This is a genomic window from Kribbella flavida DSM 17836, from assembly GCF_000024345.1.
In the GTDB taxonomy this organism is placed as follows: Bacteria; Actinomycetota; Actinomycetes; order Propionibacteriales; family Kribbellaceae; genus Kribbella; species Kribbella flavida.
Window position 1 is genome coordinate 7,185,373 of the sequence record NC_013729.1, and the last position, 26,752, is coordinate 7,212,124.

Sequence of the window (26,752 nt, forward strand, 5' to 3'; positions counted from 1 at the left end):
CGACAGCCACCGTGACCCAGCCGCCGGACAGCGAGAAGGGCATCCTGCACCCGCAGGAACAGGCCCGGCACCGCAGTCTGAGCCGGCTCGCGGCCGGTCCGGCGGTCGGCCGCTTCGTCGAGTGGTACTGGACGGTCGAGTGGGACCTGCGCGAGCCGTACCTCGCCGAAGTGCTGCCGTACCCGAGCGTGAACGTGACCTTCGAGCAGCCCGGCGGGGCGTTCGTGAACGGCGTCCGCACCCGCAAGTTCCAGCGGGAGCTGGTCGGTCGGGGCCGGGTGTTCGGGGTGAAGTTCTGGGCCGGCGGGTTCGGGGCGGTGACCGGGCGGGACGTGGCGTCGTTCCGCGACCAGGTGCTGCCGCTGAGCGCGGTGTTCCCGGACGCCGATCGGCTGGCCGACCTGGTCTTCGCCGAGCAGGCCGACGTACGCCGCCGCGCGGTGGTCGAGGCCTACCTGGCCGACCACCTGGTCGCCGACGACCCGCAGTACGCGCTGGTTCGCCGGATCGTCGCGGCGATGGCCGAGGACCGCTCGGTGACCCGGGTGGACCAGCTCACCGAGCGGTTCGGCGTACCGATCCGCACCCTGCAACGGCTGTTCCGCCGCTACGTCGGCGTCGGCCCGAAGTGGGTCCTGCGCCGCTACCGCCTGCACGACGGCGCCGAACTGCTGGCCCGCGGCGAAGCGACCGAGCTGGCCGACCTCGCCGTCGCCCTCGGCTACTTCGACCAGGCCCACTTCGCCCGCGAGTTCAAGGACCAGATCGGCCTCACCCCCACCGACTACGCCACCCGCACCGCCGCCGAACGCCAGATCACCTACCGCTGACGGGTCAACGCGACCACGGTGGCGACCAGCGTGGCCAGCAGAGCGAGAGCGAAGCCGTAGTGGGGACTGTGGGCGTCGACCACGCGGCCGGCGAGGGCGGCGCCCAAGGCCACGCCGGCTGCGCTGCCGGAGTTGAGCCAGGTGAAGGCCTGGGTGAGGACCGACGGAGCCACCTCGGACTCGGTCAGCACCGCGGAAAGGGTCTGGAAGGGCGCGATGGCCAGTCCTGGCAGGGCCAGGGCCAGCGCGAGCGTCAGTGGGGAGCTGGCGACCAGCAGAGGGATGGTGCTGAGGGTCAGCGCGGTCAGGACGAGTACGAACTGACGCGGCGGCGGCATCCGCCAGGTCCTTGCTCCATAGGCGAAACCGGCGAACAAGCTGACCAGGCTGGTGACGGCATAGAGCGGTCCGGCCAGCGACGGAGAGCCGCTGTCGACCGCGAAGGCAGTGACCGAGACCTGCATGCTGCCGAAGAACAGGCCGATGCCGATGTTGGTGGCGATCAGTACGAGGAAGCCTCGGCGGAGCAGTCGTGCTGAGCTCTCCAACCTGTTGCGCTGAGCAAGCGGAGGCGCCGTACTGCGTTGCACTGCTAGCGAAAGCCCGCCTGCGACCAGAAGGCTGGCGGCAAGGATGGAGCCGGCCATCGGACTGCCCAGTGCGCTGACCGTGCCGATGAGCACTGGGCCGACCAGGAAGGCGACGCCTGTGCTGAGAGCTTCCAGAGCGAAGGCTGTCGACAGCTCCGGGCGGCCCCGGAGCGCATGGACCCACCGAGCTGAGGTCTGCGCTCCTACCTGCGGCAGTGAAGCTCCGGCGAGCACACCCGCGAGCACAAGCATGACCTGTGGATGCTGAGTGGTGGTCAGGGCGATCAGTAGCGCCACAGCCGCTGCGTGGAACAGCAGAGTGACCGGCAGCATGCGGGTCTGGCCGTAGCGGTCGATGAGGCGGGCCACCTGCGGGCCGGCCAACGCCTCGGCGACCGCGAAGCCGCCGGTCACGGTGCCGGCCACCGCGTACGAGCCGGTGGAGCCGTGCACCAGCCAGACGATGCCGAGGCCGGTCATGGCGATGCCGATGCGCGCGGGCGCCGCCGCCAAGAAGAACTTCCACGCTCCCGGCGTCCTGAGCACGATGCTGTAGCTGGTGCGGGGCGTGCTGATCCGTCCGGTGAGTGCCGGCACGGGTGTACCTTCCGCTGCCCGGTGGGGCGGTGATCTGACCGTGGGCGTCCAGCTTCATCGGTCCGTCAGTGCCGCCAACAACCGTCCATTTTCGGCAGGAAGCGGGGACGCACGCCGCCTGCCGGCTCTGTCACCGGGCAGAACTCTCGAGATTGTCGTTCGGCGTCAGTCTACCGTGAAGGCCAGGCCGCGCAGTACAGGGACGGCGGAGCTGCTGTCCACCTCCGCCGCGATGGCGACGTCCTGGGGGAAGCCGTACTGCGTCAGCTCGCGTCCGCCGGCGCAGTCGTGCAGGAGCTTCGGCAGCTCGTCCGCGATGTCCCGGTACGCCGCTGCGACTGCTCGGGCTTCCGGGGACAGCGGACCGACGCCACGGTCGGCCAGCGCGGCCAGGAAGGCGCCCGCACCCCAGAGGTCTTCCACTGCGGGGCGCAGTGAACCGTCGGGCCAGCGCTCGCCGGCAGCGATAGCAACCACCGCCGGACGGACTGCCGCGTCTGCGCGGACAGAGTCGGCCGCGTCTGCGCCGTGGACGGAGTTCACCGCGTGCGAGCCGACGGAAGCGTTAGCACCAGCGGCCGCCACCCTTGCCGCGATCCAGTCCGCAGCGGCGGATGCGTTGCGGAGGCAGACAGCCAGCACGGTGGAGCCGCTGTCGGCGAGCTGCTGGGAGATGGTGGAGCCGTTTGGCGACGGGAGGACCAGCCGCTGCACGTCGCCGGCTTGGCGGATGCTCACTGGGGACAGGCTGATGCCGTCGGGGCCCGCCTCGGACCGGCCGACGGCGAGCGCGGCGGCGTGCTGTTCGGCGTACTGGCGGGCTGTGTCGTCGCGCCAGCGGTAGGGCAGCACCGCGATGCCGCGGTCGGCGGCGACCGTCACCGAGGTGGTGAACGAGAGGACGTCGACGACCGCGACCAATGCACCGGGAACCGCCGCGGCGCCGACCGGCCCCCAGTCGAAGCCGACGCGGTATCCGGACTGCGAGTAAGGGCTGGTCACCGCCAGGATCCTGCCCGCACCGCCCCGGCCCGGCAACGCCTTTTGGTGGGTTCACCCATCAGGTGCAGGGTTGGCCGCTCGGATTCTGGTGGGCCAACCCTGCACCTCGAGGGTCAACCCCTGAGACGCCGGAGGCGGTTTCAGCTCAGGACGTCGGCCGCGGTGGGCGAGGAGTCGCGCAGGAAGGTGGCACAGCGCTCGGCCTCGTCCTTCTCCTCGATGGCGGCCGCGGCCTTGCCCAGCACCGCCAGGCAGCGCAGGAAGCCGCGGTTCGGCTCGTGCTCCCACGGGATCGGGCCGTGACCCTTCCAGCCGTTGCGGCGCAGCAGGTCCAGGCCGCGGTGGTAGCCGGTCCGGGCGTAGGCGTAGGCCTCGATCGTGCGACCGCCGGCGAACGCCTCCTCGGCCAGCTCGGACCAGGCCAGGGAGGAGGTCGGGAACTTGGCGGCCGCCTCCACCGCCGGCAGCCCGGCGGCGAGTTCCGCCGCGGCCGGGTCCTCGGGGAGTAGGGTCTCGGGTGGACCACTCAGCAGATTGTTCAATTCCATAGGCACATCTTCGCCGATCACGCAGCCGGCCCGGCACGTGACCGTCTGGCGAAATCCGTTGACCGTTCACCGACCGGCCACGGATGCTTGAGACCCTGCGTCGTACCGCCGTGGTTCCCAGCTACGGCCGGAAAGGAGGCACCGGATGAGCGTCATCGTTCTGAACGCGTCGTACGAGCCGTTGCACACCGTCTCGATCCAGCACGCCATCCGGATGCTGGTCCGCGAGGTCGCGGTGGTGGAAGAGGCGCACGGCGAGCGGTACATCGGCCCTTTTCCGGTGCCCAGGGTGCTCCGGCTGGTCCGCTACGTGGTGACCCACTGGCGGTACGCGGCCGGCCGGATGAAGTACAGCAAGCACGGTGTGCTGCGGCGGGACAGGTTCCGCTGCGCCTACTGCGGGCTGGACAACGCCGACACCATGGACCACGTGCAACCGAGGTCCAGAGGCGGCCGTACGGAGTGGCTGAACGCGGTCGCCGCCCACGCCGCCTGCAACGAGCGGAAGGGCAACCGGACGCCCGCCGAGGCCGGTATGCCGCTGCTGTGGCAACCCTGGGTGCCAACCCGCGCCGAGCTCGTCAGCTGACCTGACGGGCCTTTTTTATGCCCTTTTCCGGTCGTCCACAGGGATCGCAACGACCGTCGGCGCAGGGCGGTGATCGCGGCATCTTCTGAGGTGTGAACCCACGACTCAGTGTGATGACCGCGATCCGCGGCGGCGTCTTCACCCGCGCCGACGCGCGAGCCTGCGGTTATCCCGATCCCGACATCGACGCGCTGCTCGCCACCGGCGGCTGGCGCCGGATCCGCCCCGGCCGGTACGCCGCCTTTCGCGAGCTCGCCGTCGTCACCGACGAAACCCTGCACCTGCGCCGCACCTTCCACGTCCTACGCCGGCATCCCGGCGCGACGGTCAGCCACCAGTCGGCCGCCGCCCTGCACGCGCTGCCTTTGTGGGGGCTGGACCTGTCCACGGTCCACCTGACCGTAGGCAGCCGTGCTGCGTCCGCAACGACGGCCGAGGTCGTCGAGCGCGAGCCCGGCCACGGCGAAGTCCTCCGGCACGTGCGGGACCCGGTCGGTCCTGGCGTGCTGGTGTGGAACACGTTGCGGCTGGTGTCTCCGTCGCGGGCGGTGGTCGAAGTGGCGGCGACGTGCCCCCCGGCCGCGGCCCTCGCGGTCGCCGATGCCGCGCTCTACGCCGGTCTGACCACCACGACGGCACTGCGCCGAGCCGCCGATCACCTGCCCGACGGCGTCGACCGCGCGCACCGGGTGATCGCCCACGCCACCGGCGAGTCCGCCTCGGTCGCGGAGTCCCGCCTGCGTCTGATCCTGGCCGACGTCGGCCTGCCCAAGCCGTCCTCGCTGCCACCGCCGGGCGTCGACGCCGACCAGCTCGCTTGCTCGTTGTGGTTCCCGGCCGAGCGGACCGTGGTCGAGTTCGAGGCCCACCGCCCGTACCGGACCGCCGCCGACGACGAGAGCCCGACCGCGCTCACCGCGTACCTCGCCGAGGCGGCCGATCGAGCGTTCGGCGTACCGCGTCCCGGGTTGCCCGTCGATCCGTCGCCTGCGGGCTACTGCTGGATCTCGTGGGCCGAACTCGACGATCCGCCTGGCGTCGTCGACAGGGTGCGCGGGACTTTCGCCCAAGCCGTCCGAGCCACCGCTGTCCGGGCGCTCGACCCCGGTCGTCGAGCGCGCCGGCCCGCGCGCTGAGCACTCAGGGTCCGGTCACCCGTCGGAGCTAGTCACTTCATCCATTGGAGGGATCTGCCGCCGCGCCGTGCAGGCAACGGTGGTGGAACCGCTGAACCGCCCACAAAGGAGTTGAGCAACAAGTGCACATCACCTACCGTCGAAGAGTCCTCCGGGCCGGAGCCATCGGCGTCGCCGTCGCCGGTCTCATCTCTGTACTGGCTGGAACGCCGTCGGCCGCCGGTCCACCGGCACCCGCCGCAGCAGGGACCGCGGCAGCCGGTGAAGCAGTGATGGAGGTCCATGGCAAGGCCGGCGGGATCCTCGGCAAGGAGTGGGGCGGTTCCGCCGGCGATCCGGTCAGCTTCGAGATCGACGCCCGGGCTGTGAATCCCCTGGCCCCGACCGGCACCTTCCACGTCGTGCACCGCAAGCCCGACGGGCGACTGCTGGCCGAGTTCAGCGGCAAGGTGACGAGCCTGTACGCCGTCGACGAGGTCGCGACGCTCACCGGCGTGATCGAAGCAGCCTCGCATCCCGGGCTGCCGCTGGAAATGGTCGGCCAGAAGATCGCGCTCACCGTCTACGACAGCGGCCGGCCACGCGGGTCTGCTCCGCGGACACCGGACCGGATCGGCTGGGTCTGGGGCTTCTTCGGCGCCCCGGTCAACCGGGTCCAGGGCACCGCTCCGCACTTCGCCGTCAACTGGGGCGACTTCCGCGTCCGAGGCGGATCCGGTCATCAGTCGTCCGCCGCCCGGGTCGACGTGCAGTCCAACGCGGCCGGTTCCCAGATCCACGCGGTGCTGGGCGGGACCAGCACGTCGCCCCCGTTCGTCGGCGACCCACTGCGCTTCGCCCTCGCCGCCCGGATCGCCCCTGGCGACAACTCCCGGCAGGTGAAGGGCGGGTTCCACGTCACTCACCACAAACCCGACGGCCAGGTCGTCGCGGACTTCCAGGGCCGCATCACCTGCCTGGCCGTCGGCGGTCCGGTCGCCGTTGCCACCGGCATCGTCACCAAGTCCCCCACCGCCCCGCAACTGGTCGGCAAGCCGGTCTCGTTCTCCCTCAAGGACGGCCGCACCGACCGCCTCGGCTGGCTCTGGGGCTTCACCCCCACCGACGAGCCGATCACCGACTGCCAGTCCATCACCCCGTTCTTCGCGCCGGATTGGGGGCGAGTAACCGTTCGCTAGACACGACGCGGCTCCCCGGCGACGCGCGAACGGGCCCGCTGCCGGGGCAGCGGGCCCGTCGGGTGGTACGGGTCAGGCGTTGAGCGAGGTGCCGGTGGAGCGCAGGTGCTCGCAGGCCTCGGCGACGCGCTGGGCCATGCCGGCCTCGGCGGCCTTGCCCCAGGCGCGCGGGTCGTAGGCCTTCTTGTTGCCGACCTCACCGTCGACCTTCAGCACACCGTCGTAGTTGGCGAACATGTGCGCGGCGGCCGGCCGGGTGAACGCGTACTGCGTGTCGGTGTCCACGTTCATCTTGATCACACCGTGGTCGACCGCGGCGCGGATCTCCTCCAGGGTGGAGCCGGAGCCGCCGTGGAAGACCAGGTCGAACGGGCGCTCCTTGCCGACCTTGGCGCCGACCGCGTCCTGGATCTCCTTGAGGATCTCCGGGCGCAGCTTGACCGAGCCCGGCTTGTAGACGCCGTGCACGTTGCCGAAGGTGAGCGCGGTCAGGTAGCGGCCGTTCTCACCGGTGCCGAGCGCCTCGACCGTGGCCAGGCCGTCCTCGACGGTGGTGTACAGCTTGTCGTTGATCTCGTTCGCGACACCGTCCTCCTCGCCACCGACGACGCCGACCTCGATCTCCAGCACGATCTTGGCCGCCGCGGCCTTGGCCAGCAGCTCCTTGGCGATCTCCAGGTTCTCGTCCAGCGGAACGGCCGAACCGTCCCACATGTGCGACTGGAACAGCGGGTTCTCGCCGCGGGCGATCCGCTCGGCGGAGATCTCCAGCAGCGGCCGGACGAAGCCGTCCAGCTTGTCCTTCGGGCAGTGGTCGGTGTGCAGCGCGATGTTCACGTTGTAGTTCTTCGCGACCTCGTGCGCGTACGCGGCCAGCGCGACCGAACCGGTCACCATGTTCTTCACGGTCGAGCCGGACAGGTACTCCGCACCGCCGGTGGAGACCTGGACGATGCCGTCCGAGCCCGCCTCGGCGAAGCCGCGGATCGCGGCGGTCAGCGTCTGCGAGGAGCTGACATTGATGGCCGGGTAGGCGAAGCGGTTCTGCTTCGCCTTGTCCAGCATCTCGGCGTAGACCTCAGGGGTGGCAATAGGCATGTCTCGCGGTACTCCTCACAACAAAAAGTTCGTGTGGGTCGGCTCCAGTATCACCGCCGGGGACCTCGTCGTCCCCGGCGGCCCACCTGTCGTACCGGCCGGGACGGCCGGGGAGCGAACGGCAGGATGTAGACCAGTTGATGAACACGTTCGGTCCAGTTGGCGTCAGGACGACGAACCGGACCGCGGGCCGCGCGGCGTGAGCGCCATGTGCAGCCGGTAGCGGTCGGCCCGGTAGGCCGACCAGGACAGCTCGACGACCTTGCGGCCGGCGAAGGTGGTCCGCTCGAGGATTAGCAGGGGTGCCCGCCGGGCCACGCCGAGGACCCGGGCGACATGACCGTCGGCGTTGTCCGCCCGGACGGTCTGCTCACCCGAGGTGACGACGACGTCGTACTCGCTGGCGAAGACGTCGTACAGGGTGCCGAGCTCACGGCCGAGCAGGCCGGGAAAGAGCGCGGACGGGTAGTAGCCGACCTCGTAGGCCATCGGCGAGGCGTCGGCGGTGCGCAGCCGCTCGACCCGGACGACCTTCGTGCCCTTGGCCACCCGCAGACCCTTGGCGGTCTCGTCGGACGCCTCGATCTCGGTGGCCGACAGCACCACCGTGCCGGGCTCCAGACCCCGGGCGCGCATCTCCCGGGAGAACGAGGTCAGGTGCAACTGCGAGTCGACCTGGGGGCCGGTGACGAAGGTCCCCTTGCCGTGCACGCGTTCCAGCGCGCCGGACTCGACCAGGTCGCTGATCGCCTGCCGGACGGTGACCCGGGAGACGTTCAGCTTGTCCACCAGCGCGCGCTCGGACGGGATCGGGTCCCCGGGGTGCAGCTCGACGTCGATCAGCCGTTCCAGCACCGATCGGACCTGGGCCCGCTTGGTCGCCACCATCGAATCTCGATCCTCCAGACCTGGGCGGTACTCCCGGGGGTGCCCCAGCAGACCGCTCACTGCTATCGTGCGCAGCATACCTGTTAAGACCAGATAGGACCAGTGATCCCAGTGGTGTCTGTCCCCGCCCCTGCCACCCAGATGGCGCGCGAGATCGCCGAGCAGCCGGCCGCGCTGGCCGCCACCTTCGAGCACGTGCTGCCACGCCGGCACGAGGTCACCCGGCTGGCCGCCGGCCGCCGGCACGTGATCTTCGTGGCCCGGGGCTCGTCGGACAACGCCGGGGTCTACGGCCGCTACCTGACCGAGATCCACGCCGGCCGGCAGGCCTCGCTGGCCGCACCCTCGGTGGCCACGCTGTACGGCGCGAACCTCGACCTGTCGAACTCCCTGGTCGTCGCGGTCAGCCAGTCCGGCGCCACCCAGGAGATCGTCGACACCGCCGAGTGGGCCAAACGCAACGGCGCCGCCGTGGTCGGCATCACCAACGACGGCAACAGCCCGCTGGCCTCGACCGCCGACGTCGCGCTGATCACCCAAGCGGGCAAGGAGCTCGCGGTCCCGGCGACCAAGACGTACACGACCCAGCTCGCCGCGATCACCGTCGCGGTGGACGCGCTCGCACAGAAGCCGGGCACCCTGGACGCCGACATCGCCCGGGTCCCGGACGCCGCCGCGAAGATGCTCGAGGGCTCGGTCGAGGCGGCCGCGGACCTGCTGGCCGGTGCGCACGACGTCCTGTCCAGCGGCCGCGGCCTCACCTTCGGCACGACGCTGGAGGTGGCGCTCAAGCTGGAGGAGACCTGCCTGCAGCCCGTCCGCGGCCTGTCGTACGCCGATCTGAAGCACGGCCCGATCGCGGTCGTCGACGCCGACCTGGTCACCATCCTGGTCGCGGCCGCCGACGGACCGGCCCTGCCCGGCATGACCGAGCTGGCCGCTCTGGTGCGCGAGAAGGGCAGCAAGATCCTCGGCATCGGCGGCGATGCCACCTTCGCCTCCCGCTGCGACGTCAACCTGGCGGGCCCGGACCTCCCGGAAACCCTCGCCCCGCTGGCCCTGGTCATCCCGGCCCAGCGCGCGATCGAAGCCCTGGCCCGCAAGCTCGGCCTCGACCCCGACGCCCCCCGAGGCCTCCGCAAGGTCACCCAGACCGACTGACCCACCCGCACCCCACGCCGCCGCTCCCCGGGTTCCCCGGAGGGCGGCGGCGTTGTTGCGTGGTGACGGCGGTTCTCCAGGATCGGAACGCGCCTCCGGCCGGGCGTCCGGGAGCGACGTCGCCCGCGACGCCATGATCCCTCGGGCAGGCATCGTCCCGGGATAGGCGTCGCCCGCGAAGCCATCGTTCCCGGGGAGGCATCGTCCCAGCAGAGGCGTCATCCGGGAAGCCATCGCCCCGGGCAAGCATCGTCTGGAGAAGCGTCATCCGGGAGCCATCGCCCCCCGGGCACCGCCAGCCAGCAGCCGCCAGGTTCGAGGGGTCAACCCGTCAGATTGCTGGTTGGCCCACCGGATTCTGGCTGGCCAACCGTTGATCTCAGAGGCCAACCCAGCCGAAACAGATCGAGGGTCGGCGGGAGAGCCATCGTCTGGAAGCCATCGTCCGGGGGAGGCATCGTCCGGGGAGGCATCGTCCGAAGAGGCGTCGTCCGGGGAGCCATCGCCCCCCAGCACCGCCCGCCGGCAGCCGTCAGGTTCGAGGGGTTGACCCTTCAGGTTGAGGGTTGGCCCACCGGATTCTGGCTGGCCAACCGTTGATCTCAGGGGCCAACCCAGCCGAAACAGGTCGAGGCCGGCGGGGAGCCATCGTCCGGGGGAGCCATCGTCCCCCAGCACCGCCCGCCGGCAGCCGTCAGGTTCGAGGGGTTGACCCATCAGATTGCTGGTTGGCCCACCGGATTCTGGCTGGCCAACCGTTGATCTCAGAGGCCAACCCAGCCGAAACAGGTTGGAGGTCGGCGGGGGGAGCCATCGTTGCAGGAGAGGCGTCATCCGCGGAGCCATCGCCCTCGGGGAGCCGTCATCCGGGAGCAGGCATCGTCCGGGGAGGCGTCGTCCGGAAAGCCATCCCCCCTAGGGGAGGCGTCGTCCAAGGAGAGGCGTCGTCCAGCGAGCCATTGCCGTCCAGGCGGAGCCATCGTCCGGAGAGGCGCCGTCCAGGAGTCATCGCCCCTCAGGGGGAGGCGTCGTCCCAGGAGAAGCATCGTCCGGGGTGGAGGTGCCTGCTGCCGGGTCGTGGTCGACGCGGACCTGCGGCTGGCGGTGGTCGTCTCGGCTTCGGCGCGCTGGTCGGTGGGCCGGCCGACGCTGACCTGAAGCGGACAAGGGCCCGCTCGGGCTCTTTCCGTTCTTAGTCTGAGGCGGTGACTTCGGCGGTGGTTCGACCCGGACTCGGGTCGAGGAAGGGATCCGGATGGCCGTTTGTGACTTCTGCAGCGATACCGGCGTGACGACTCGCTATCCCGCCGAGGCTGTGCAGGCGGCGGCCGCGAGCGGCTTCCGGCCGACCGGGGCCCTGGAGATGGGCAACCAGGTGGCGCGCACGCTCGGGCTGACCGACCTGGACCTGGAGGGGAACTGGGTCGCCCAAGTGATGGGCGATTCAACGGACTGGGCACTGTGCGCGAGCTGCGCCGCGTCACTCGAGCAGCATGTTGCGGGCGACCCGGCGGCGCCATCCCGGCCGGCCGCACCCGCACCCACACCCAGCAACGCAAGCGCACACAGCCAGCCCGTGCAATCGACGCCGGCCGACTGGAACGCCTCCACGCCCAGGCGGCGCTGGTGGTGGTTCGGGCGCCGGCGCGCCTAGCCGGCCGCGCGGGAAGCGATCGCGCTGACGTGCGTCGGCACGGTGAGCCTGCACACCGGTTCGCTCGGCGACGACGGCGGCCCGGACGGTTGCTCCGGCCGATCCCGCCGCACGCCGAGCTGGCGATCAGGATGCACAGCGGGCCGCAGCGGTCGGACCCGAGGGCAAGGTGTTCGACGTGCTGAGCGAGTCGCGCGGGCGGACGCCGCCGAACAGTCTCGGGCGAAGCGCTGCGCTACCCCCTCCTTGCCGTCGACTGGCGGCCAACGCCACTACTGGCGGCCAGAGCCACAACTAGCGCCGTACGAGCCATCACTCATCGCCGGAGCCGCCAGTCATCGCAGACGACGTCAGTCGTGTGGCGCTGAGACAATCCGCTCCTCAAGCGGGAGATGCGCCGCACGATAGTGCTGCCGGACCGAACGGGCTCAGACCAGGATGGCCGAGATAATCGCCCACTCCAGCGCCGAGGCCCCGAGCTGGCTGTCCGCGCGCCAGCCCGACAGTCCGGGTACGCCGCCGCCCGTCCCGGCAGCTACACCGCGCGCCCCGTCCCGGCAGCGACCTCGCGGGCCCTGCCCCGGCAGCGACCTCGCGGGCGCGGGCCAAGCAGGCCCGGAGGGCAGTCTGCGGGATCAGCCGACCAGCACGCACGGAAGGGCGACCCGCCCAACCAGCCGACCAGCGCACACGAAGAAGCGACCCGGCCGATCAGCGGGTCAGCAGGGTCCAGCCGTGTGGGGGCACGGTGAGGGGGTCGGTTGGCGGCGCGTCGGTGGAGTGGGCGGCGAGGTTGAGGCCGGCTGCTTCGGCGGGGAAGTGGTGAGGCTCGTCGGCGACGTTGAGGAGGAGTAGGAGTTCGGCGTCGCCGGAGGTGGAGCGCAGGGCGGCGGACTTGTTGGTGAGGTGCTCGACTGCCGTGCGGGCTCGGACCAGCCACGGGTTGCGGCGGCGTACGCCGATCAGGTGCTGGTGCAGGCGGTACGTCGGCTGACCGGCGGGCGAGAGCTGGTCGGGCTTGTCGGGGAACGCCGGGCGGATGGCGTCGTCACCGCCGGCGCGGTCCTCCTTGAGCCCGCGGAAGGCCTGCTCGTCACCGGCGTAGACGCTCGGGATGCCGGCGACGCTGAACAGGATCGCCAGCGCGTGGCCGAGATGCCGCTCGTCGGTGAGCTGGGTCGCGATCCGGGTGACGTCGTGGTTGCCGACGAAGGTCTGCGGCACGAAGGCGTCGAGCAGCTGGTCGTGCCGCTCCAAGGCGTACGCCAGCTCGAAGAAGTTGCCGTCCTTCAGCGAGCTCCAGATCGCCTTCCACAGCTCGTACTGCGTGATCGAGTCGATGCTGCTGGTCCGGGCGTACTCGGCGTAGTCGCCGTGGATCAGCTCGCCGAAGAACCACGCGTCGGGGTACTGCTGCCGCACCTCGCCGAGCACCTCGTGCCAGAACCCGGCCGGCACCGCGTACGCCGCGTCCAGTCGCCAGGCGTCGACGCCTCGGCCGAGCCAGTGGGTGAGCACGTCGACGACGTACCGGCGGACGGCGGGTTCGTCGTGGTTCAGCGCGACCAGGTGCTGGTGACCCTCGAAGACGGCGGCGGTGCCGTCCTCGGCCTGGCGGAACCATTCCGGCGGGGCGTCGAAGGATCGGGCGACGTGGTTGAAGACGCCGTCCAGCGCGACCCGGAGACCGCGGGCGTGGGCGGCGGCGACGAGCTGGTCGAGGTCGTCGGCGGTCCCGAGGCGGGGGTCGATGCGCAGGTGGTCGAGCGTGTCGTAGCCGTGGGTCTCCGCCGCGAAGACCGGACCGAGCAGCAGGCCTGAGCAGCCGAGCTCGATCGCGTAGTCCAGCCAGTTCTCCAGCTGGTTCAGCCGGTGCCGCGATCCTGCGCCGTCCGGCAGGTCGGCGAGCCTCTGCTCGGCGCCGGTGAAGCCGAGCGGGTAGACGTGCCACCAGATGGCGTGATCGGTCCACGCTGCCATCACGACCTCCTCCGCGACCCGACAAGTCGCTCGACCAGTGCACCTGACCGTACCGGCTCCTCCACCACCGCCCGACGCACCGGGCCGCGCCGGCGGTCAGGCTGCGTGGTGATCAGGCTTCAGCTGCTGGACCAGCGCGGTCACCTCGTCCGCCTCCGCCTCGATCAGCATCAGCATCGCGACCCGCGCCGACTCGTCGGACGCCCCGAGCGCGGCCGCGGTCAACGCCCGCACAGTCGCCAGCTCGTGGATCAGCTCACGCCAGATCTCCGCCGTCTCCCGCATGGCCGCCCGCTGGGCAGCCGGAACCACCGCGATGCCGTCCAGTTCGTCCGGTCGGTGCGCGTACAGGCCAGAACTCACGTCGTACCCCCATGTCGTCGCAAACCCCGGTACGGCATGCAGCAGCGCACGCCGTCCCCTCCCGAGTTGGGACTGACTTTCCACCCACCCAACGGATTCGGGCGCGCCGGAGTTACGGCCGCATCACAGAAACTTCTCAGCAGGGATTCAGCGGGTCGCGCCCGACACTTGACCTCAATACGACTCGAGCTTTTACCGTCTAGCGACTCGCGGATGTCGTCCCCGTGGACTTGAGGAGCGGCAGTGATCGTCACCATCGCCACGCAGAGAGAGGTACGGCATGTCTGACACGCCCTCGCGGGCCCGCAGGTTCAGTTCGGCGATCGGCGGTGACGCCGTCCGCTTCGGCGACGGAATTCTCATCGCGCCCGCGCTCGGCGCGGAGGCCGGCGTGTTGATGAGCGCCTACACGGCGTTCTTCTCCGCGGGGGCGCGGGCCGACCTGCCAGCCCCCTACGCGGAGGTGTGGGTCGTGCTCAGCGGAGCCCTTCGAGTGGGCGCCGACGGCGAGGCCGTGACGGTGCGCGCAGGCGACTTCGTGCACGTTCCAGAGCTGGCGCCCGGGGTCGTCGAGGCCCTCGAAGACACCACCATGGTCTGTGTGTCGGCGCCTGCTCACTGACGAAGGCCGGGCAGCCTGCTATGGCTTCTGGTGGAAGGTGTGCCGGCGGATCCAGGCGTGCATGGCGATGGCGGCTGCCGCGCTGGCGTTGATGGAACGCGTCGAGCCGTACTGGCCGATGTTCAGTACGTCGGTGCAGATCCGGTGCGCGGCGTCGGTCAGCCCTGGACCTTCCTGGCCGAAGAGCAGCACGCAGGCCTCGGGCAGTTCGTAGGTCTCCAGCGGCACCGAGCCCGGCAGGTTGTCGACACCGATCACCGGGAGGTTCTGCTGCTCGGCGTACCCGGCGAGGTCGGCGAGCTGGGGATGGTGGCGGACGTGCTGGTAGCGGTCGGTCACCATCGCGCCGCGGCGGTTCCACTTCCGGTTGCCGACGATGTGCACCTCGCGGGCCAGGAAGGCGTTCGCGGTCCGGACCACCGAGCCGATGTTGAGGTCGTGCTGCCAGTTCTCGATCGCGACGTGGAACGGGTGCCGCTGCTGGTCGAGGTCCTCGACGATCGCTTCCAGCCGCCAGTACCGGTACTTGTCGACGACGTTGCGGCGGTCGCCGTGCGCCAGCAGTTCCGGGTCCAGCCGCGGATCGGACGGCGGTTCGCCGCGCCACGGGCCGACGCCGACCTCGGCCGGTCCGACCAGATCGGCGCCGACCAGGTCGGTCCCGTCGTCAGCGGCGCTGTCACGATTAACCCGTTGCACGGGTCTGGACGCTACCCTGTGCCGGTGCTTCCTCTCATGGCGATGCTGATGCCCAACTGGATGGACCCCGAATTCCTGCTGAACTGGCTGGGCGACTGGGCTCTGTGGGGCACCGCCGCAGTCATCTTCATCGAGTGTGGGCTGCTGTTCCCGATCCTGCCGGGTGACTCGCTGCTGTTCGCGGTCGGCCTGTTCATCGCCCTGGGAACCATCGACGTGCCGCTGTGGCTGGCCTGCGTGGTGCTGACCGTCGCGGCCTTCCTGGGCAACGTGTCCGGCTACTACATCGGCCGTGCGCTGGGTACGACGTTGTTCAAGAACCCGGACGCCAAGTTCCTGAAACCGAAGTACATCGACCAGACGCACGCCTTCTTCGACAAGTACGGCCCGCGCGCGCTGGTGCTGGCCCGGTTCGTGCCGATCGTGCGCACGTTCATCACGGTCACCGCCGGCGCCGGCCGGATGGACCCGCGCAAGTTCTTCTTCTGGACCGGCGTCGGCGCCGTGCTCTGGGGCACCGGCGTCACCCTGCTCGGCCACCTGCTCGGCCGGATCGACTTCATCCACGAGCACCTGGAGTCGGCGCTGATCCTGCTGGTGGTCGTCTCGGTGCTGCCGATGGTCGTCGAGTACGTGCTGGCCAAGCGCCGGGAGCGCGCGCACGACAACGGCGAAGGCCGCGACGAGCGCTACGACACCGAGGCCGAGCGCGCCGCGGTGATGGAGAAGGTCAACACCGACTGACCGGTGCGCGGGCGGCCGGTGCACGAACGACACAGTGCAACGGCCTAGTGCGCGAACGGGAAGTGCGGCTCCGACCAGACGTAGTCGGTGCTCAGCTCGACCAGCCGGGCGACCCCGATCTCACCGCGTGGCAGTGGCCCGATCACCTGACCGGAGCCGAGTGAGCACGCCACCCGGACCCAGTCGGCCGCCTGGTACCAGACCAGCGCCCCCCGTGGCGCAGCCCCTTCGTGCAGCAGGGCGTGCTGATCGAGCCACCGCAACGCGTCGGCCGAGTCGTGCCAGCCGCTGTCGTGGGCGTAGCCGAAGGCCATCCGCTGGAACTTCAGCGTCCAGTCCTGCCAGGCCGCCGAGCCCACGCGCTCCAGTTGCCAGTCGAGCGCGGACTCGGTGTCCCGTGGATTGGTCACCCGTTCCGCCATTCGGCGTTCCACCACTTCTCCCCCGCCGTGTCCCCCCGTCCTCGGCCCCGCGCCGCGGCACGTTCCAGGCTCACCCGAGGAGATACAGCCGCCGTACATTTGCCCGCCCGGCTACCGGCCGTCATCGCCGCGGCCGGACGGGTGGTCAGCTGACGGCGAGACCGACGCCGAGATCCGCGAGCTGACGCCGGGCGTCGGCGAGCTTGGTCTCGTTGCCGATCTGCTGCCAGGCCCGCACGGCCCGGTTCAGGTAGCGGCGGGCGAACTCCGCGCTGCCGGAGGTGGCGTGCAGCCGGCCGAGCTCGTACGCCGCTTCGCCCTCGACGCTACGGTCGCCCAGCCGGTGGCCGATCTCGATCGCGTCGAGCAGCATCTTGCGGGCCGCCGCGTCGTCGCCGACCGCGATCAGCGCGTGCCCGAGCTCGGCCCGCGCGTACGCCGCGCAGTGGTCGTCGCCGATGCTGGTGAAGATCGCCAGCGACGCCTGCAACTGGCGGACCGCCTGCTCCGGCCGGCCCTGGCGCACCCGCAACGTCGCGATCCGGCGGCGAACCTTGGCCTCCCGGTGCCGGTCCCCGCGGCGGACGCCGAGCAGGAACGCCTCGGCCAGGTAGCGCCCGGCCACCACGGTGTCGTTGCGGGCCAGCCAGATCGACGCGGCCGCGCTCCGGGCCACCGCCTCACCGTTGGTGTCCCCGACCTCGACGAACGCCCCGATCGCCTTCTCGTACTGCGCGAGCGCCTCGTCCGGGCGGCCGCGTTCGCGCAGCCAGGTCCCGAGACCCACCGCGGTGATGCCCTCGCCCTGCCGGTCGCCCACCTCGGCGAACAGGTCGGCCGCGGCGTCCAGGTGCTCCAGAGCCGGCTCCCAGTCGTCCTGGTAGAGCGCGAGCTGGCCGAGGTTGCGGTGCAGGATCGCGGCGCCGCGCCGGTTCCCGCAGGCGATCGCGCTGAGCAGGCCCGGCTGGTGCGACTCGTTCCAGTCGTCGAAGCCGGCCCGCATGTCCAGGTACGGGCCCCAGGCGGCGGCCAGTCGCCAGGCCTGGTCGTGCAGGCCGTTCTGCGCGGCGGCCCGGATGGCGGGCACGAAGCTGCTGCGCTCGCTGTCGAACCAGGCGATCGCGTCGGTGTCGGTGAACGGCTGCGGGTCGGGCGACTGCAGCGGGCCCTCGTAGTCCAGAGTGCCGAAGTAGCCGAACGGCAGCGCCGCCGTGGCCCGGCGTACCTTGTCGAGCAGCGCGTCGAGCAGCGTGGCCAGGTCCGTCAGCGCCTGGGCCTTCTCGCGCTCGTCGCCGACGCCGATCGCGTGCAGCCGGAGCAGGTCGTGCACCCGGTAGCGCGCCTTGCCGGTGCGGTCGACCGAGCTGATCTGCACCAGGTTGACCTCGATCAGCCGATCCAGGCTGCGGCGTACGGCGGCGGGGCTGGCGACGGGCTCAAGCACCCGGGCGGAGAACTCGCCGACCGCGAAGTGGCCGATCAGCCGGTAGAGCCGGGCTTCCTCCGGGTTCAGCGCGTCGTAGCTGAGGTCGGCGCTGGTCCGGACGGCCAGCTCGCCGATGCTGAGCTCGTCCAGCCGGTGCGTCTCGTCGCGCAGCCGCCGGGCCAACTCACCCGGGCTCAGGTCGGGCCGCTGGGCGAGCCGGCTGGCTACGATCCGGATCGCCAGCGGCAGATTGCCGCAGGCCAGCAGGATCTCCTCGGCGGCCGGCGATCCACGGTCGATCCGGGCGTTGCCGGCGACCCGCTGCAGCAGCTCGGCCGCCTCGCCGTCCTCGAACGTGTCCAGCGGGATCGGGTCGGCGCCGGCCAGGTCCATCAACCGGTTCCGGCTGGTCACCACCACCGCGGAGGCCCCGGTGCCCGGCATCAGCGGCGCCACCTGTCCCGCGGCGGCCACGTCGTCCAGGATGATCAGCACCCGGCGGCTGGCCAGCTCGGAGCGCAGCATGGCGGAACGCCGGTCCGGGTCCGCCGGGACAGCGAAGTCCGGCACGTTCAGGCTGATCAGCAGGTCGGTCAGTGCACCGCCGGGATCGCGTGGCTCGGTGGCACCGCGCATGTCGAGGTAGATCTGCCCGTCCGGGAAGGAGTCGCGGACCAGATGGCCCAGCCGGACGGCCAGCGAGCTCTTCCCCGTCCCGGGTGCTCCGGAGATCACGGCGATCGGTGGCCGGACCGGGTCGCGTCCGCAGACCAGGTCGCGCAGTTGCTCCAGGTGGCGCTCGCGACCGCTGAAGTCGGGCAGGTCGAGCGGCAGCTGGCTCGGTGGCCGCCGAGGCTCGGTCAGTGCGGGCGCTGCCATCGGTCCGGGCTGCTCGCTCGGTTCAGGCTCCGGCTCGCGAACGGCGGGGATGCCGGGGTTCGGCCAGTTCGCGGTGTGGTCGTTGTGGGCGCGGGCACCGGCGGCCGCGAGCTCGGGACCCGGCTCGACGTCCAGCTCGTCGGCGAGGGTCTTGACCGCCTTCGCGTACGCCGCGCGCGCCTCACCCGTCCGGCCGGCGGCCAGCAGGGTGTCCACCAGCCGACGCCACAGCTGCTCGTCGTACGGGTCCTCGGACAGCCGGCCGGTGAGCAGGACGGCGGCACCGGCGGCGTCGCCGTACTCGAGACGCAGGTCCAGCAGGGTGTCGACAAGACCGCGGTACTGCGCCTCCAGGCGGGAGATCGAGCCCTCCCAGGCGGTGGAGAAGCCGAGGTCCATCAGGGGGCGCCCGCGCCACAGCGAGTACGCCTTGGCGAGCACCTGCATCGCCTGCCGGGGGTCACCGGCCTCGCGCAGGTGACCGCCCTCGGCCAGCAGCGACTCGAACATGCTGGCGTCCAGCTCGTCGACGCCGACCTCGATGCTGTACCCGGCCGCGGAGGTGTCGATCGGCGCCGGCAGCCCCGCCTCCTGCAGGACACCGCGCAGGGCCCGGACGTAGGTCCGGATGTTGGCGGTCGCCGAGCGCGGCGGGTTGTGCTCCCACAGCGCGTCGGCGATCAGCTCGGTGGAGACGAACCGGTTCGGGTGCAGCAGCAACGTGGCGAGCAGCTGGCGCGGCTTGCTGGCGCGCAGCTGCTGGCCCTGGAGGTGGGCCAGACGCAGAGGTCCGAGGATCTCGTACCTCAGACTGTCCACTTGGCTGCCCTCTCAACTGTTGTGCCCGCGCACCATCGTGGCATCCCGGCGTCGCCCCGGGAAGCCTCGGCGGCCGCGATGTACGCCGCGATGTACGCCGGATGTATGCCGGCCCGGCAGGCTGGAACCAGTACCGGGGGGAGGGCAGGCCCGGGAGTGACGGACTGACCGCCGTCGCGCCCGGGCCTGAATTTGGGACCTGGACGCTGGGCAACGGCCGCGCGGGGGCGGCGGCCGGGGGGAGGCTCAGCGCCCAACGGCGACCGGCCGGCACCTGATTCAGGGGCCGGCCGGATGCCGTTCGTGCGGGAGATCAGGCGCCGGTGAACGGCGGCTGACCGTCGTGCGGACGCGGGGCCGCGGCCGGCGGACCGCCGACCGGCGGCTGCCCCTGGTACGGCGGCTGAGCCTGTTGCTGCTGGCCCTGATACTGCTGACCGGAGTACTGCTGGCCCGGGTACTGCTGCTGCGGCGGCAGCTGCTGGTAGTTGCCCTGGTCACCGGGCATCTGCGGGTGGATCTGCCCGGACGACTGCCCGCCGCCTGCCATCTGCGGCGGCGCCTGCTCGCCGGCCACCGAGCCGATCGTGCCGAACGACACCTGCGGCACCGCCCGCACGCTCTCATCCTTGACCTCGAAGTAGCCGGCCTTCTCGAACTTGAACGCGCCGGCGATCAGGTTCGACGGGAACGCCTCGATCCGGGTGTTGTAGTCGCCGACGTTGGCGTTGAAGAACCGCCGGCCGGCCGCGATCCGGTCCTCGGTGTCGGTCAGCTCGCGCTGCAGGTTGAGGAAGTTCTGGTTCGACTGCAGCTGCGGGTAGGCCTCGACCGAGATCATCATCTGCCGCAGCGCGCCGGACAGCTCGCCCTCGGCGGCGGCCCGCTGCTCCGGCGACGCGCCCTGCACGTTCACCGCCTGGGTGCGCAGCCGGGCGACCTCCTCGAACACGTGCCGCTCGTGCGCGGCGTACGCGCGCACGGTCTCGACCAGGTTCGGGATCAGGTCGTAGCGGCGGTGCAGCTCGACGTCGATCTGCCGCCAGGACTCCTGGATCAGGTTCCGCTGCTTGACGAAGCGGTTGTACGAGACGATCAGCGCGATCGCCAGAATCACGACGAGCGCCACGACGACGATGATGACTGCGGTCATTCCCCTGCTCCCCGGTGTCGGTTACCCGGTGACTCTAGTCCTCGGCGGGGCCGCCGCCGGGGCCGCACGCCACCGGACGGTCAGCGGTGCCGGGGATCGACGCCGGCGTAGTCGCGCCAGACGTACGGCGGGATCTGGTCGATCACCTGGTGCAGCAGGTGCAGGCGGTTCATCACCTCGACCGGGGTGTGCGGGCCGTTGTCCCAGCCGACCAGCGAGTTGCCCTCGAAGCGCCAGCCGATCTCGCCGCGGGCCAGCAGCAGCTCCATCATCCGCGGGTGCACGACCGCGTGCCCGAAGCGCTCGTCGTCGGCCTTCACCCGGAACGCCCGGTTGAACTGGTCGCTCTCGAACTGCAGGTCGCGGAAGCCGAGCGCGTTGGCCACCGCACCGCCGAAGACGCCCTCGTGGGTGACCTGCAGGTGCGGCAGCGGACCCGGCAGCTGCATCACCACGACGCCGTACTTGTGGGTGGTGGAGGTCCGCCGGCCCTTCGAGTCGGTCGAGTGGGTTTCGTAGCTGTAGTCGAAGGCGACCATCTGGCGGCCGTGGAACGAGCCGCCCAGCACGTTCCTTACCCGTCGGCTGGAGCCGGTTCGGAACGGCTCACCGGCCCACTGCGCGGCGAGCTGATGGTTCTCCGGCGTGTACGCGAAGCCCTGCTGGGCCGCGAACGCCGTGAACTGCTCGCGCCGCTTCTTCGCGGCCATGTGGTTGACGACCGCCAGCACGCCGACGACCGCGAAGCCGACCAGAGCGAGCAGGTACGGCTCCATCAGCCGAGGTCGAGGTCGTCCAGGCCGAACAGCGCCCGGTACTCCAGGCCCTCGGCCTCGACCTTCTCCCGCGCGCCGGTCGCCCGGTCCACGATCACCACGACCGCGACGACCTCGGCGCCGGCCTCGCGCAGCGCCTCGACCGCGGTCAGCACCGAGCCGCCGGTGGTCGAGGTGTCCTCGACCGCGAGCACCCGGCGGCCCTTGACCTCCGGCCCTTCGATCCGGCGCTGCAGGCCGTGCGCCTTCTCCGCCTTGCGGACCACGAACGCGTCGAGCTTGCGCCCCTGCTGCGCGGCCGCGTGCAGCATCGCCAGCGCAACCGGGTCCGCGCCGAGCGTCAGCCCGCCGACCGCGTCGTACTCCAGGTCCGCGGTGAGCTCCAGCAGCGCCGGCCCGATCAGCGGCGCCGCCTCGGCGTCCAGGGTGACCCGGCGCAGGTCGACGTAGTAGTCGGCTTCCTTGCCCGACGCCAACGTCACCTTCCCGTGCACAACGGCCTTGTTCTTCACCTGGTCCAGCAGTCCGTCCCGATCAAAGCTCATGACCCCACAGCCTAGATCACCACCTATTCAGCGTCCGCCCGCTTCAACGAGAGGCGGACGAACCACGGCAACGCCGCGTCGCTCCTCACAAGCAATGGTTATCGTTGGCACATGCGTGGCGCCGGCGATCAGCTCAGCATCGGCGAGCGGATCGCGTTCTACCGGAGGCGCCGCGGACTGACCCAGGCGGTGCTCGCCGAAGACCATCAGCTCGGCGGCGACGACATTCCGGCGATTCGAGACGCACTGATGTCGTTCCACAGATTGTCGCGCGTGCTCTTCGGCCCCAGCGCCCCCGCAAGAGTGGAGACGACCAAGGTGGCTGTTCTCACCGAGCGTGCTTGCAATCAGCGCGGCGCTCGACCGCCGCGCTGATTGCAGTAGCACTCGCCAGCATTCTTCTGACGGCGTGCGAGCCACCGACCGGTGGTTCCGGCACATGCCGCAGAGCGGCCAGAGCTCTCGACGAAGGCAGGCAACAGCCAGCCGCCGCGGCCGTTCTGGGGACCGGCGAGGCGGTCGAAAAGCCGAAGCCACCCAAGCCTCCGAAGACCTCCGACCAGAAAAAGCGCGCATTCAACTGCAGCAAGCAGACCTCGCCGGAGTGGAACAAGTTGGACCCGTACAAGGGTTCGGTGCGCACCAACGGCAGGAGCGGCAAGTCGGCGCGCTTCTACGAGTGGGACCATACCCACAACGACATCGAGGTCTATGGCCCCGGCCCCGCGTACCGGCATCTCGGCAGCATGGATCCCAGGGACGGCGACATGTACAAAGGGCCAGTGAAGGGACGGAACTTGCAAGGCAAGCTGCGGTGAGCGATCAGTGTTGCGACATGATGCGCAATGCCATCGAGGTTGACGACATTCCGGTCTTCTATCGGCCTCGTTTCCGGACCTGGGTGCTGGAGCAGCAGGATGGGCTCAATACGCGTTGGCGGCTCGAATACTGCCCCTGGTGCGGCGTCAAGCTGCCGTCTTCGCTGAGCGAGGAGTGGATGACGGAGATGAATCGGCGAGGTTTCGGCCCTCGTGCCCAGGATGACGACCTTCCAGCTGATCTGCTTGATGATCGATGGTGGAAAGCTCTCGGCCTCTGACCCGTCAGGGTGGTCATCAGCCGCTGCGGTCGAGCTTCACCAGGTGGGCGAAGGCGACGGAGCGGTCCGGGGAGTGGAACAGGTCCTGGCAGGCGGTGAGGGTGAGGATCGTATTGGTGGGCGTCTGGCCCGGCTTGCCGGCGATCGCGAAGTTGCTTGGTTTCCCGGGCAGTTGGGTTTGGGGGTAGCGGCCGAGGCCCCGGGCCAACTCGTCCGCGCCGACGCCTTCGACGACCGGCTTCTCCCAGGCGGCGCCGAAGCGCGGGATGCGCAGCAAGGTGATCGGCGTACCCGGGAGAGCCCCGCTTCGCCTCGGTCCGGATGCCCACTCGGCGCGCAGGTCCTGCTCCAGGCGGTCCATCGTGCGGTTCGTGGTATGCCGGTGCCGGAGTACTGCCAGCCGACCCAGCCGAGCAGCCCGACGCCGGCCACCAGCAGGACGACGCCGGCACCGCGTACCAGCGCCCGGACCATGCCGACCAGTATGCAGATCGGCTGCAAAGGCTGTGCACCACGTGTCGATGGACGCCGGTGGTTGCCGGGGACGACGATGTGGACGGCGATCGTCGAGGAGGATGCCGTGAAGGCACTGGTCAAGGCCGAGAGCGAACCGGGGCTGTGGCTGCAGGACGTCCCGGAGCCGCGGATCGAGCCCGACGAGGTACTGATCAAGGTCCTGCGGACCGGGCTGTGCGGCACCGACCTGCACATCCAGAGCTGGGACGCCTGGGCGCAGAAGAACGTGCCGGTCCCGATGGTCACCGGTCACGAGTTCTGCGGCGAGGTGGTCGAGATCGGCGCCGGCGTCCGGGACGTCGCGGTCGGCGACCTGGTCAGCGGCGAGGGCCACCTGGTCTGCGGCCGCTGCCGCAACTGCCGGGCCGGCCGCCGGCACCTGTGCATCAAGACCCGCGGCCTCGGCGTGCACGTGCCGGGCGCGTTCGCGGAGTACGTCGCGCTGCCGGCCACCAACGTCTGGGTGCATCGTGACCCGGTCGACCTGGACGTGGCGGCGATCTTCGACCCGTTCGGCAACGCCGTCCACACCGCGCTGTCGTTCCCGGTTGTCGGCGAGGACGTGCTGATCACCGGCGCCGGACCGATCGGCATCATGGCCGCCGCGGTCGCGCTGCACGCCGGTGCCCGGAACGTGGTGGTCACCGACCTGTCGGAGTACCGGCTCGACCTGGCCCGCAAGCTCGGCGTCACCCGCGCGGTGAACGTCGGCGAGCAGTCGATCGCCGACGCCCAGCACGAGCTCGGCATGCGCGAGGGCTTCGACGTCGGGATGGAGATGTCCGGCCAGCCGGCCGCGCTGCGGGACATGCTGGCGAACATGAACCACGGCGGCAAGATCGCGATGCTGGGGCTGCCCGCCGACGAGATCGCGATCGACTGGAGCACGGTGGTGCTCAACATGCTGACGATCAAGGGCATCTACGGCCGGGAGATGTTCGAGACCTGGTACTCGATGTCGGTGATGCTGGAACGCGGGCTGGACCTGGCCCCGGTGATCACCCACCGGTTCGGCTACGCCGACTTCGAGCAGGCCTTCGACACCGCGCGGCACGGGCAGTGCGGCAAGGTGATCCTGGACTGGACCAACGCGACGTACGAGGAGAGCAACTGATGTTCGGTCGGATGCGGGACGACCTGGTCGGCACCATCGGCGAGATCCGGGACGCCGGGCTGTACAAGTCCGAGCGGGTGATCAGCTCGCCGCAGAACGCGGCCATCTCGGTGGCCTCGGGCCAGGAGGTGCTCAACTTCTGCGCCAACAACTACCTCGGTCTGGCCGACCACCCCGAGGTGATCGCGGCGGCCCGGGACGCGCTCGACCGGTGGGGCTTCGGGATGGCCTCGGTGCGCTTCATCTGCGGCACCCAGCAGATCCACAAGGACCTCGAGAGTGCGCTGAGCAGCTTCCTCGGCACCAACGACACGATCCTGTACAGCTCCTGCTTCGACGCCAACGGCGGGTTGTTCGAGACCCTGCTCGGCGCCGAGGACGCGGTCATCTCCGACGAGCTGAACCACGCCAGCATCATCGACGGGATCCGGCTGTCGAAGGCGAAGCGGTACCGGTACAAGAACCGCGACCTGGCCGATCTGGAGGCACAGCTCAAGGACGCCGCCGACGCGCGGTACCGGCTGATCGCCACCGACGGCGTGTTCTCGATGGACGGCTACGTCGCGCCGCTGGACGAGATCTGCGACCTGGCCGAGACCTACGACGCGCTGGTGATGGTGGACGACTCGCACGCGGTCGGCTTCGTCGGCCCGGACGGCGCCGGTACGCCGTCGCTGTTCGGCGTGAAGGACCGCGTCGACATCGTCACCGGCACCCTCGGCAAGGCCCTCGGCGGCGCCTCCGGCGGCTACGTCTCCGGCCGCGCCGAGATCGTCGAGCTGCTGCGTCAGCGGTCCCGCCCGTACCTGTTCTCGAACTCGCTGGCCCCGTCGGTGACGGCCGCCTCGCTGAAGGCCCTGGAGCTGATCGGCGGCTCCAGTGCGCTGCGCGACAAGCTCGCCGCCAACACCACCCTGTTCCGCTCCAGGATGACCGAGGCCGGCTTCGACGTCCTGCCGGGCGACCACCCGATCTCCCCGGTGATGATCGGCGACGCCGCCGAGGCCGGCCGCCTGGCCGACAAGTTGCTGGAGCTCGGCATCTACGTGATCGGGTTCTCCTACCCCGTCGTACCGCACGGCAAGGCCCGCATCCGGACCCAGCTCTCCGCGGCCCACTCCACCGAGGACGTCGAACGCGCCGTCGCCGCCTTCGTCGAGGCCCGCGCCGCCCTCGGCTGACCTCCGGGCGGTCCTCGGATTTGTCGGCGGGGTCGGGCAAGATGCGGCCATGGTGGGCTTGAGTGCTCGGGCGGTGAACCGGGCGACGGTGGCGCGGCAGCTGTTGCTGGAGCGGGCGGACGTCGGGCCGGTCGAGGCGGTCCGGCGGCTGGCCGGGATGCAGGGGCAGGAGCCGAAGCACCCGTACGTCGGGCTGTGGACCCGGCTGTCCTCGTTCACCGACGGCGACCTGACCGCGGCGGCCGCAGGGCGCGAGGTGGTTCGGGCCACGCTGTACCGCGGCACGTTGCACCTGGTGACGTCCGACGACTACCTGCGATTCCGTACGACGCTGGGCCCGGTGCTGGAGGCCGGGCTGCGGATGCTGAAGGACCGCGCCGAGGGGCTGGAGCCGGCCAAGGTGATCGCGGCGGCGGAGAAGCTGCTGGCGAAGGAACCGTTGACCTTCACCGAGATCCGGGACGCGCTGCAGCAGCAGTTCCCGGCGGTGAACGACCGGGCGCTCGGTTTCTGCACCCGGATGATGGTGCCGCTGGTCGTGCATCCGGCCGCGACGCGCTGGGGCTGGACGGCCAACCCGCGGTTCACCCCGGCCGAGCGATGGGTCCGCGGCAGGCTGCACCCGCACGCCGTGCCGGAGGAACTGGTCGTCCGTTACCTGGAGGCCTTCGGTCCGGCGACGCCGGCGGACTTCCAGACCTGGTCGGGACTGCCGGGGGCGAAACCGGTCTTCGAAGCGCTCGAGCTGGAACGCTTCGAGGACGAGACCGGCCGCACGCTGTACGACGTACCGGAGGGGCCGCGGCCGGATCCGGAAACCCCTGCGCCGGTTCGGTTCCTGCCCGAGTTCGACAACCTGCTGCTCGCGTACGCCCAACGCGAACGGGTGATAGCCGACGCCTATCGACCGGCCGTGTTCACGAAAAACCTGCGGGTGAAGGCGACCTACCTCGTCGACGGCACCGTTGCCGGATTGTGGACGGTGGAGAAAAAGCGTGGTGTGGCCACTCTCACCATCGCCCCGTTCGGCCGCACGCTGAAGCGCACGGCGGCCGAGCTGGAGCGCGAAGGCAGCGGCCTGCTGCACTTCCTGGAGCCCGATGCCACGGCGTACGCGGTGGTTACGGCCGCCGAGTGAGGTTG

28 protein-coding genes are annotated in these 26,752 nt (G+C 70.6%); 14 read left to right on the forward strand and 14 right to left on the reverse strand.

Annotated features, from left to right (window positions below):
* Positions 1 to 11: 11 nt before the first annotated feature.
* The gene (locus tag KFLA_RS33345; protein WP_012924255.1) at positions 12 to 830 is read left to right on the forward strand and encodes an AraC family transcriptional regulator; all 819 of its coding nucleotides are present in this window, start codon (positions 12 to 14) and stop codon (positions 828 to 830) included.
* On the opposite strand, the gene KFLA_RS33350 is transcribed toward KFLA_RS33345, so the two are convergent.
* The 3 genes from KFLA_RS33350 to KFLA_RS33360 form a co-directional block, all read right to left on the reverse strand.
* Positions 821 to 2,017 (reverse strand): MFS transporter, encoded by a 1,197-nt coding sequence (locus KFLA_RS33350; protein ID WP_012924256.1) that lies wholly within the window; start codon positions 2,015 to 2,017, stop codon positions 821 to 823. The genes KFLA_RS33345 and KFLA_RS33350 overlap by 10 nt on opposite strands.
* A 165-nt stretch (positions 2,018 to 2,182) precedes the next feature.
* Positions 2,183 to 3,019 carry a 2-phosphosulfolactate phosphatase gene (locus KFLA_RS33355; RefSeq protein ID WP_012924257.1) on the reverse strand — a complete coding sequence of 279 codons (837 nt, stop codon included), beginning with the start codon at positions 3,017 to 3,019 and terminating at the stop codon, positions 2,183 to 2,185.
* A gap of 140 nt (positions 3,020 to 3,159) precedes the next feature.
* Positions 3,160 to 3,567: a DUF3151 domain-containing protein gene (locus KFLA_RS33360; protein WP_012924258.1), complete on the reverse strand. Its 408-nt coding sequence runs from the start codon at positions 3,565 to 3,567 to the stop codon at positions 3,160 to 3,162.
* Positions 3,568 to 3,712: 145 nt separating this feature from the next.
* Between KFLA_RS33360 and KFLA_RS33365 the strand changes: the two genes are divergently transcribed.
* From KFLA_RS33365 to KFLA_RS36125, 3 genes are all read left to right on the forward strand, one after another.
* Positions 3,713 to 4,156, forward strand: coding sequence for an HNH endonuclease (locus KFLA_RS33365; protein WP_012924259.1), 444 nt, complete (start codon positions 3,713 to 3,715; stop codon positions 4,154 to 4,156).
* A gap of 92 nt (positions 4,157 to 4,248) precedes the next feature.
* Positions 4,249 to 5,292, forward strand: coding sequence for a type IV toxin-antitoxin system AbiEi family antitoxin domain-containing protein (locus KFLA_RS33370; protein ID WP_158307308.1), 1,044 nt, complete (start codon positions 4,249 to 4,251; stop codon positions 5,290 to 5,292).
* 272 nt (positions 5,293 to 5,564) lie between these two features.
* Positions 5,565 to 6,470 (forward strand): hypothetical protein, encoded by a 906-nt coding sequence (locus KFLA_RS36125; RefSeq protein WP_012924261.1) that lies wholly within the window; start codon positions 5,565 to 5,567, stop codon positions 6,468 to 6,470.
* Between the two features lie 72 nt (positions 6,471 to 6,542).
* Here the strand turns inward: KFLA_RS36125 and fbaA are convergent, their stop codons facing one another.
* Together fbaA and KFLA_RS33390 are read right to left on the reverse strand one after the other, a co-directional pair.
* Positions 6,543 to 7,568, reverse strand: a complete 1,026-nt coding sequence (gene fbaA / locus KFLA_RS33385; protein ID WP_012924262.1) for a class II fructose-bisphosphate aldolase — start codon at positions 7,566 to 7,568, stop codon at positions 6,543 to 6,545.
* A 165-nt stretch (positions 7,569 to 7,733) separates the two neighbouring features.
* On the reverse strand, positions 7,734 to 8,456 hold the full coding sequence (locus tag KFLA_RS33390) for a GntR family transcriptional regulator (protein ID WP_012924263.1): 723 nt from the start codon (positions 8,454 to 8,456) through the stop codon (positions 7,734 to 7,736).
* Positions 8,457 to 8,570: 114 nt separating this feature from the next.
* Between KFLA_RS33390 and KFLA_RS33395 the strand changes: the two genes are divergently transcribed.
* Together KFLA_RS33395 and KFLA_RS33400 are read left to right on the forward strand one after the other, a co-directional pair.
* Positions 8,571 to 9,617: an SIS domain-containing protein gene (locus tag KFLA_RS33395; protein WP_237706655.1), complete on the forward strand. Its 1,047-nt coding sequence runs from the start codon at positions 8,571 to 8,573 to the stop codon at positions 9,615 to 9,617.
* Positions 9,618 to 10,872: 1,255 nt separating this feature from the next.
* Positions 10,873 to 11,271: a hypothetical protein gene (locus tag KFLA_RS33400; protein WP_012924265.1), complete on the forward strand. Its 399-nt coding sequence runs from the start codon at positions 10,873 to 10,875 to the stop codon at positions 11,269 to 11,271.
* Positions 11,272 to 11,982: 711 nt separating this feature from the next.
* Here KFLA_RS33400 and KFLA_RS33405 read toward each other — a convergent pair.
* Together KFLA_RS33405 and KFLA_RS33410 are read right to left on the reverse strand one after the other, a co-directional pair.
* A complete protein-coding gene (locus tag KFLA_RS33405; RefSeq protein ID WP_012924266.1) occupies positions 11,983 to 13,251 on the reverse strand; it encodes an alpha-amylase family glycosyl hydrolase in 1,269 nt (422 codons plus the stop codon).
* 96 nt (positions 13,252 to 13,347) lie between these two features.
* Complete coding sequence (locus tag KFLA_RS33410) at positions 13,348 to 13,614, reverse strand: hypothetical protein (protein ID WP_012924267.1); 267 nt, start codon at positions 13,612 to 13,614, stop codon at positions 13,348 to 13,350.
* 280 nt (positions 13,615 to 13,894) lie between these two features.
* Here KFLA_RS33410 and KFLA_RS33415 point away from each other — a divergent pair, with 280 nt between their 5' ends.
* Entirely contained in the window at positions 13,895 to 14,236 is a 342-nt protein-coding gene (locus KFLA_RS33415) for a cupin domain-containing protein (protein ID WP_012924268.1), read from the forward strand.
* 18 nt (positions 14,237 to 14,254) lie between these two features.
* On the opposite strand, the gene KFLA_RS33420 is transcribed toward KFLA_RS33415, so the two are convergent.
* Positions 14,255 to 14,935 (reverse strand): TrmH family RNA methyltransferase, encoded by a 681-nt coding sequence (locus KFLA_RS33420; RefSeq protein ID WP_012924269.1) that lies wholly within the window; start codon positions 14,933 to 14,935, stop codon positions 14,255 to 14,257.
* A gap of 24 nt (positions 14,936 to 14,959) precedes the next feature.
* On the opposite strand from KFLA_RS33420, the gene KFLA_RS33425 reads away from it, so the two are divergent.
* Positions 14,960 to 15,679, forward strand: a complete 720-nt coding sequence (locus KFLA_RS33425; RefSeq protein ID WP_237706656.1) for a DedA family protein — start codon at positions 14,960 to 14,962, stop codon at positions 15,677 to 15,679.
* 44 nt (positions 15,680 to 15,723) lie between these two features.
* Here KFLA_RS33425 and KFLA_RS33430 read toward each other — a convergent pair whose 3' ends face one another.
* The 5 genes from KFLA_RS33430 to pyrE form a co-directional block, all read right to left on the reverse strand.
* Complete coding sequence (locus tag KFLA_RS33430) at positions 15,724 to 16,113, reverse strand: hypothetical protein (RefSeq protein ID WP_237706657.1); 390 nt, start codon at positions 16,111 to 16,113, stop codon at positions 15,724 to 15,726.
* Positions 16,114 to 16,246: 133 nt separating this feature from the next.
* Complete coding sequence (locus KFLA_RS33435; RefSeq protein ID WP_012924272.1) at positions 16,247 to 19,225, reverse strand: AfsR/SARP family transcriptional regulator; 2,979 nt, start codon at positions 19,223 to 19,225, stop codon at positions 16,247 to 16,249.
* Positions 19,226 to 19,538: 313 nt separating this feature from the next.
* Entirely contained in the window at positions 19,539 to 20,378 is an 840-nt protein-coding gene (locus KFLA_RS33440) for a LemA family protein (protein ID WP_012924273.1), read from the reverse strand.
* An 80-nt stretch (positions 20,379 to 20,458) separates the two neighbouring features.
* The gene (locus KFLA_RS33445) at positions 20,459 to 21,154 is read right to left on the reverse strand and encodes a hypothetical protein (protein WP_012924274.1); all 696 of its coding nucleotides are present in this window, start codon (positions 21,152 to 21,154) and stop codon (positions 20,459 to 20,461) included.
* Complete coding sequence (gene pyrE, locus KFLA_RS33450) at positions 21,154 to 21,699, reverse strand: orotate phosphoribosyltransferase (RefSeq protein ID WP_012924275.1); 546 nt, start codon at positions 21,697 to 21,699, stop codon at positions 21,154 to 21,156. Before pyrE ends, KFLA_RS33445 begins: the two co-directional genes overlap by 1 nt.
* A 111-nt stretch (positions 21,700 to 21,810) precedes the next feature.
* On the opposite strand from pyrE, the gene KFLA_RS33455 reads away from it, so the two are divergent.
* Genes KFLA_RS33455 through KFLA_RS33465 form a run of 3 tightly spaced genes read left to right on the forward strand, consistent with a single transcriptional unit; the run spans position 21,811 to position 22,798 of the window.
* On the forward strand, positions 21,811 to 22,074 hold the full coding sequence (locus KFLA_RS33455) for a hypothetical protein (protein ID WP_012924276.1): 264 nt from the start codon (positions 21,811 to 21,813) through the stop codon (positions 22,072 to 22,074).
* Complete coding sequence (locus KFLA_RS36970; protein ID WP_083792943.1) at positions 22,041 to 22,517, forward strand: colicin E3/pyocin S6 family cytotoxin; 477 nt, start codon at positions 22,041 to 22,043, stop codon at positions 22,515 to 22,517. The genes KFLA_RS33455 and KFLA_RS36970 overlap by 34 nt, the downstream gene beginning before the upstream one ends.
* Positions 22,514 to 22,798 (forward strand): DUF6980 family protein, encoded by a 285-nt coding sequence (locus tag KFLA_RS33465; RefSeq protein ID WP_012924278.1) that lies wholly within the window; start codon positions 22,514 to 22,516, stop codon positions 22,796 to 22,798. Before KFLA_RS36970 ends, KFLA_RS33465 begins: the two co-directional genes overlap by 4 nt.
* Positions 22,799 to 22,814: 16 nt before the next feature.
* On the opposite strand, the gene KFLA_RS33470 is transcribed toward KFLA_RS33465, so the two are convergent.
* On the reverse strand, positions 22,815 to 23,159 hold the full coding sequence (locus KFLA_RS33470; RefSeq protein WP_012924279.1) for a class E sortase: 345 nt from the start codon (positions 23,157 to 23,159) through the stop codon (positions 22,815 to 22,817).
* A gap of 219 nt (positions 23,160 to 23,378) precedes the next feature.
* On the opposite strand from KFLA_RS33470, the gene tdh reads away from it, so the two are divergent.
* The 3 genes from tdh to KFLA_RS33485 are packed head-to-tail and all read left to right on the forward strand — an operon-like array spanning position 23,379 to position 26,747.
* A complete protein-coding gene (gene tdh / locus KFLA_RS33475) occupies positions 23,379 to 24,428 on the forward strand; it encodes an L-threonine 3-dehydrogenase (protein WP_012924280.1) in 1,050 nt (349 codons plus the stop codon).
* Complete coding sequence (locus tag KFLA_RS33480; RefSeq protein ID WP_012924281.1) at positions 24,428 to 25,609, forward strand: glycine C-acetyltransferase; 1,182 nt, start codon at positions 24,428 to 24,430, stop codon at positions 25,607 to 25,609. Before tdh ends, KFLA_RS33480 begins: the two co-directional genes overlap by 1 nt.
* Positions 25,610 to 25,658: 49 nt before the next feature.
* The gene (locus KFLA_RS33485; RefSeq protein ID WP_012924282.1) at positions 25,659 to 26,747 is read left to right on the forward strand and encodes a winged helix DNA-binding domain-containing protein; all 1,089 of its coding nucleotides are present in this window, start codon (positions 25,659 to 25,661) and stop codon (positions 26,745 to 26,747) included.
* Positions 26,748 to 26,752: the final 5 nt, after the last annotated feature.

What these genes read in the sequence shown, in the direction of transcription:
- KFLA_RS33390 (WP_012924263.1), bottom strand. Translation starts at nt 8,456, where the DNA reads ATGGTGGCGACCAAGCGGGCCCAGGTCCGATCGGTGCTGGAACGGCTG.
- KFLA_RS33415 (WP_012924268.1), top strand. Translation starts at nt 13,895, where the DNA reads ATGTCTGACACGCCCTCGCGGGCCCGCAGGTTCAGTTCGGCGATCGGC.
- KFLA_RS33365 (WP_012924259.1), top strand. Translation starts at nt 3,713, where the DNA reads ATGAGCGTCATCGTTCTGAACGCGTCGTACGAGCCGTTGCACACCGTC.
- KFLA_RS33400 (WP_012924265.1), top strand. Translation starts at nt 10,873, where the DNA reads ATGGCCGTTTGTGACTTCTGCAGCGATACCGGCGTGACGACTCGCTAT.
- KFLA_RS33485 (WP_012924282.1), top strand. Translation starts at nt 25,659, where the DNA reads ATGGTGGGCTTGAGTGCTCGGGCGGTGAACCGGGCGACGGTGGCGCGG.
- KFLA_RS33470 (WP_012924279.1), bottom strand. Translation starts at nt 23,159, where the DNA reads ATGGACCGCCTGGAGCAGGACCTGCGCGCCGAGTGGGCATCCGGACCG.
- KFLA_RS33405 (WP_012924266.1), bottom strand. Translation starts at nt 13,251, where the DNA reads ATGGCAGCGTGGACCGATCACGCCATCTGGTGGCACGTCTACCCGCTC.
- fbaA (WP_012924262.1), bottom strand. Translation starts at nt 7,568, where the DNA reads ATGCCTATTGCCACCCCTGAGGTCTACGCCGAGATGCTGGACAAGGCG.
- KFLA_RS36125 (WP_012924261.1), top strand. Translation starts at nt 5,565, where the DNA reads ATGGAGGTCCATGGCAAGGCCGGCGGGATCCTCGGCAAGGAGTGGGGC.
- KFLA_RS33480 (WP_012924281.1), top strand. Translation starts at nt 24,428, where the DNA reads ATGTTCGGTCGGATGCGGGACGACCTGGTCGGCACCATCGGCGAGATC.
- KFLA_RS33445 (WP_012924274.1), bottom strand. Translation starts at nt 21,154, where the DNA reads ATGGAGCCGTACCTGCTCGCTCTGGTCGGCTTCGCGGTCGTCGGCGTG.
- KFLA_RS33455 (WP_012924276.1), top strand. Translation starts at nt 21,811, where the DNA reads ATGCGTGGCGCCGGCGATCAGCTCAGCATCGGCGAGCGGATCGCGTTC.
- KFLA_RS33360 (WP_012924258.1), bottom strand. Translation starts at nt 3,567, where the DNA reads ATGGAATTGAACAATCTGCTGAGTGGTCCACCCGAGACCCTACTCCCC.
- pyrE (WP_012924275.1), bottom strand. Translation starts at nt 21,699, where the DNA reads ATGAGCTTTGATCGGGACGGACTGCTGGACCAGGTGAAGAACAAGGCC.
- KFLA_RS33440 (WP_012924273.1), bottom strand. Translation starts at nt 20,378, where the DNA reads ATGACCGCAGTCATCATCGTCGTCGTGGCGCTCGTCGTGATTCTGGCG.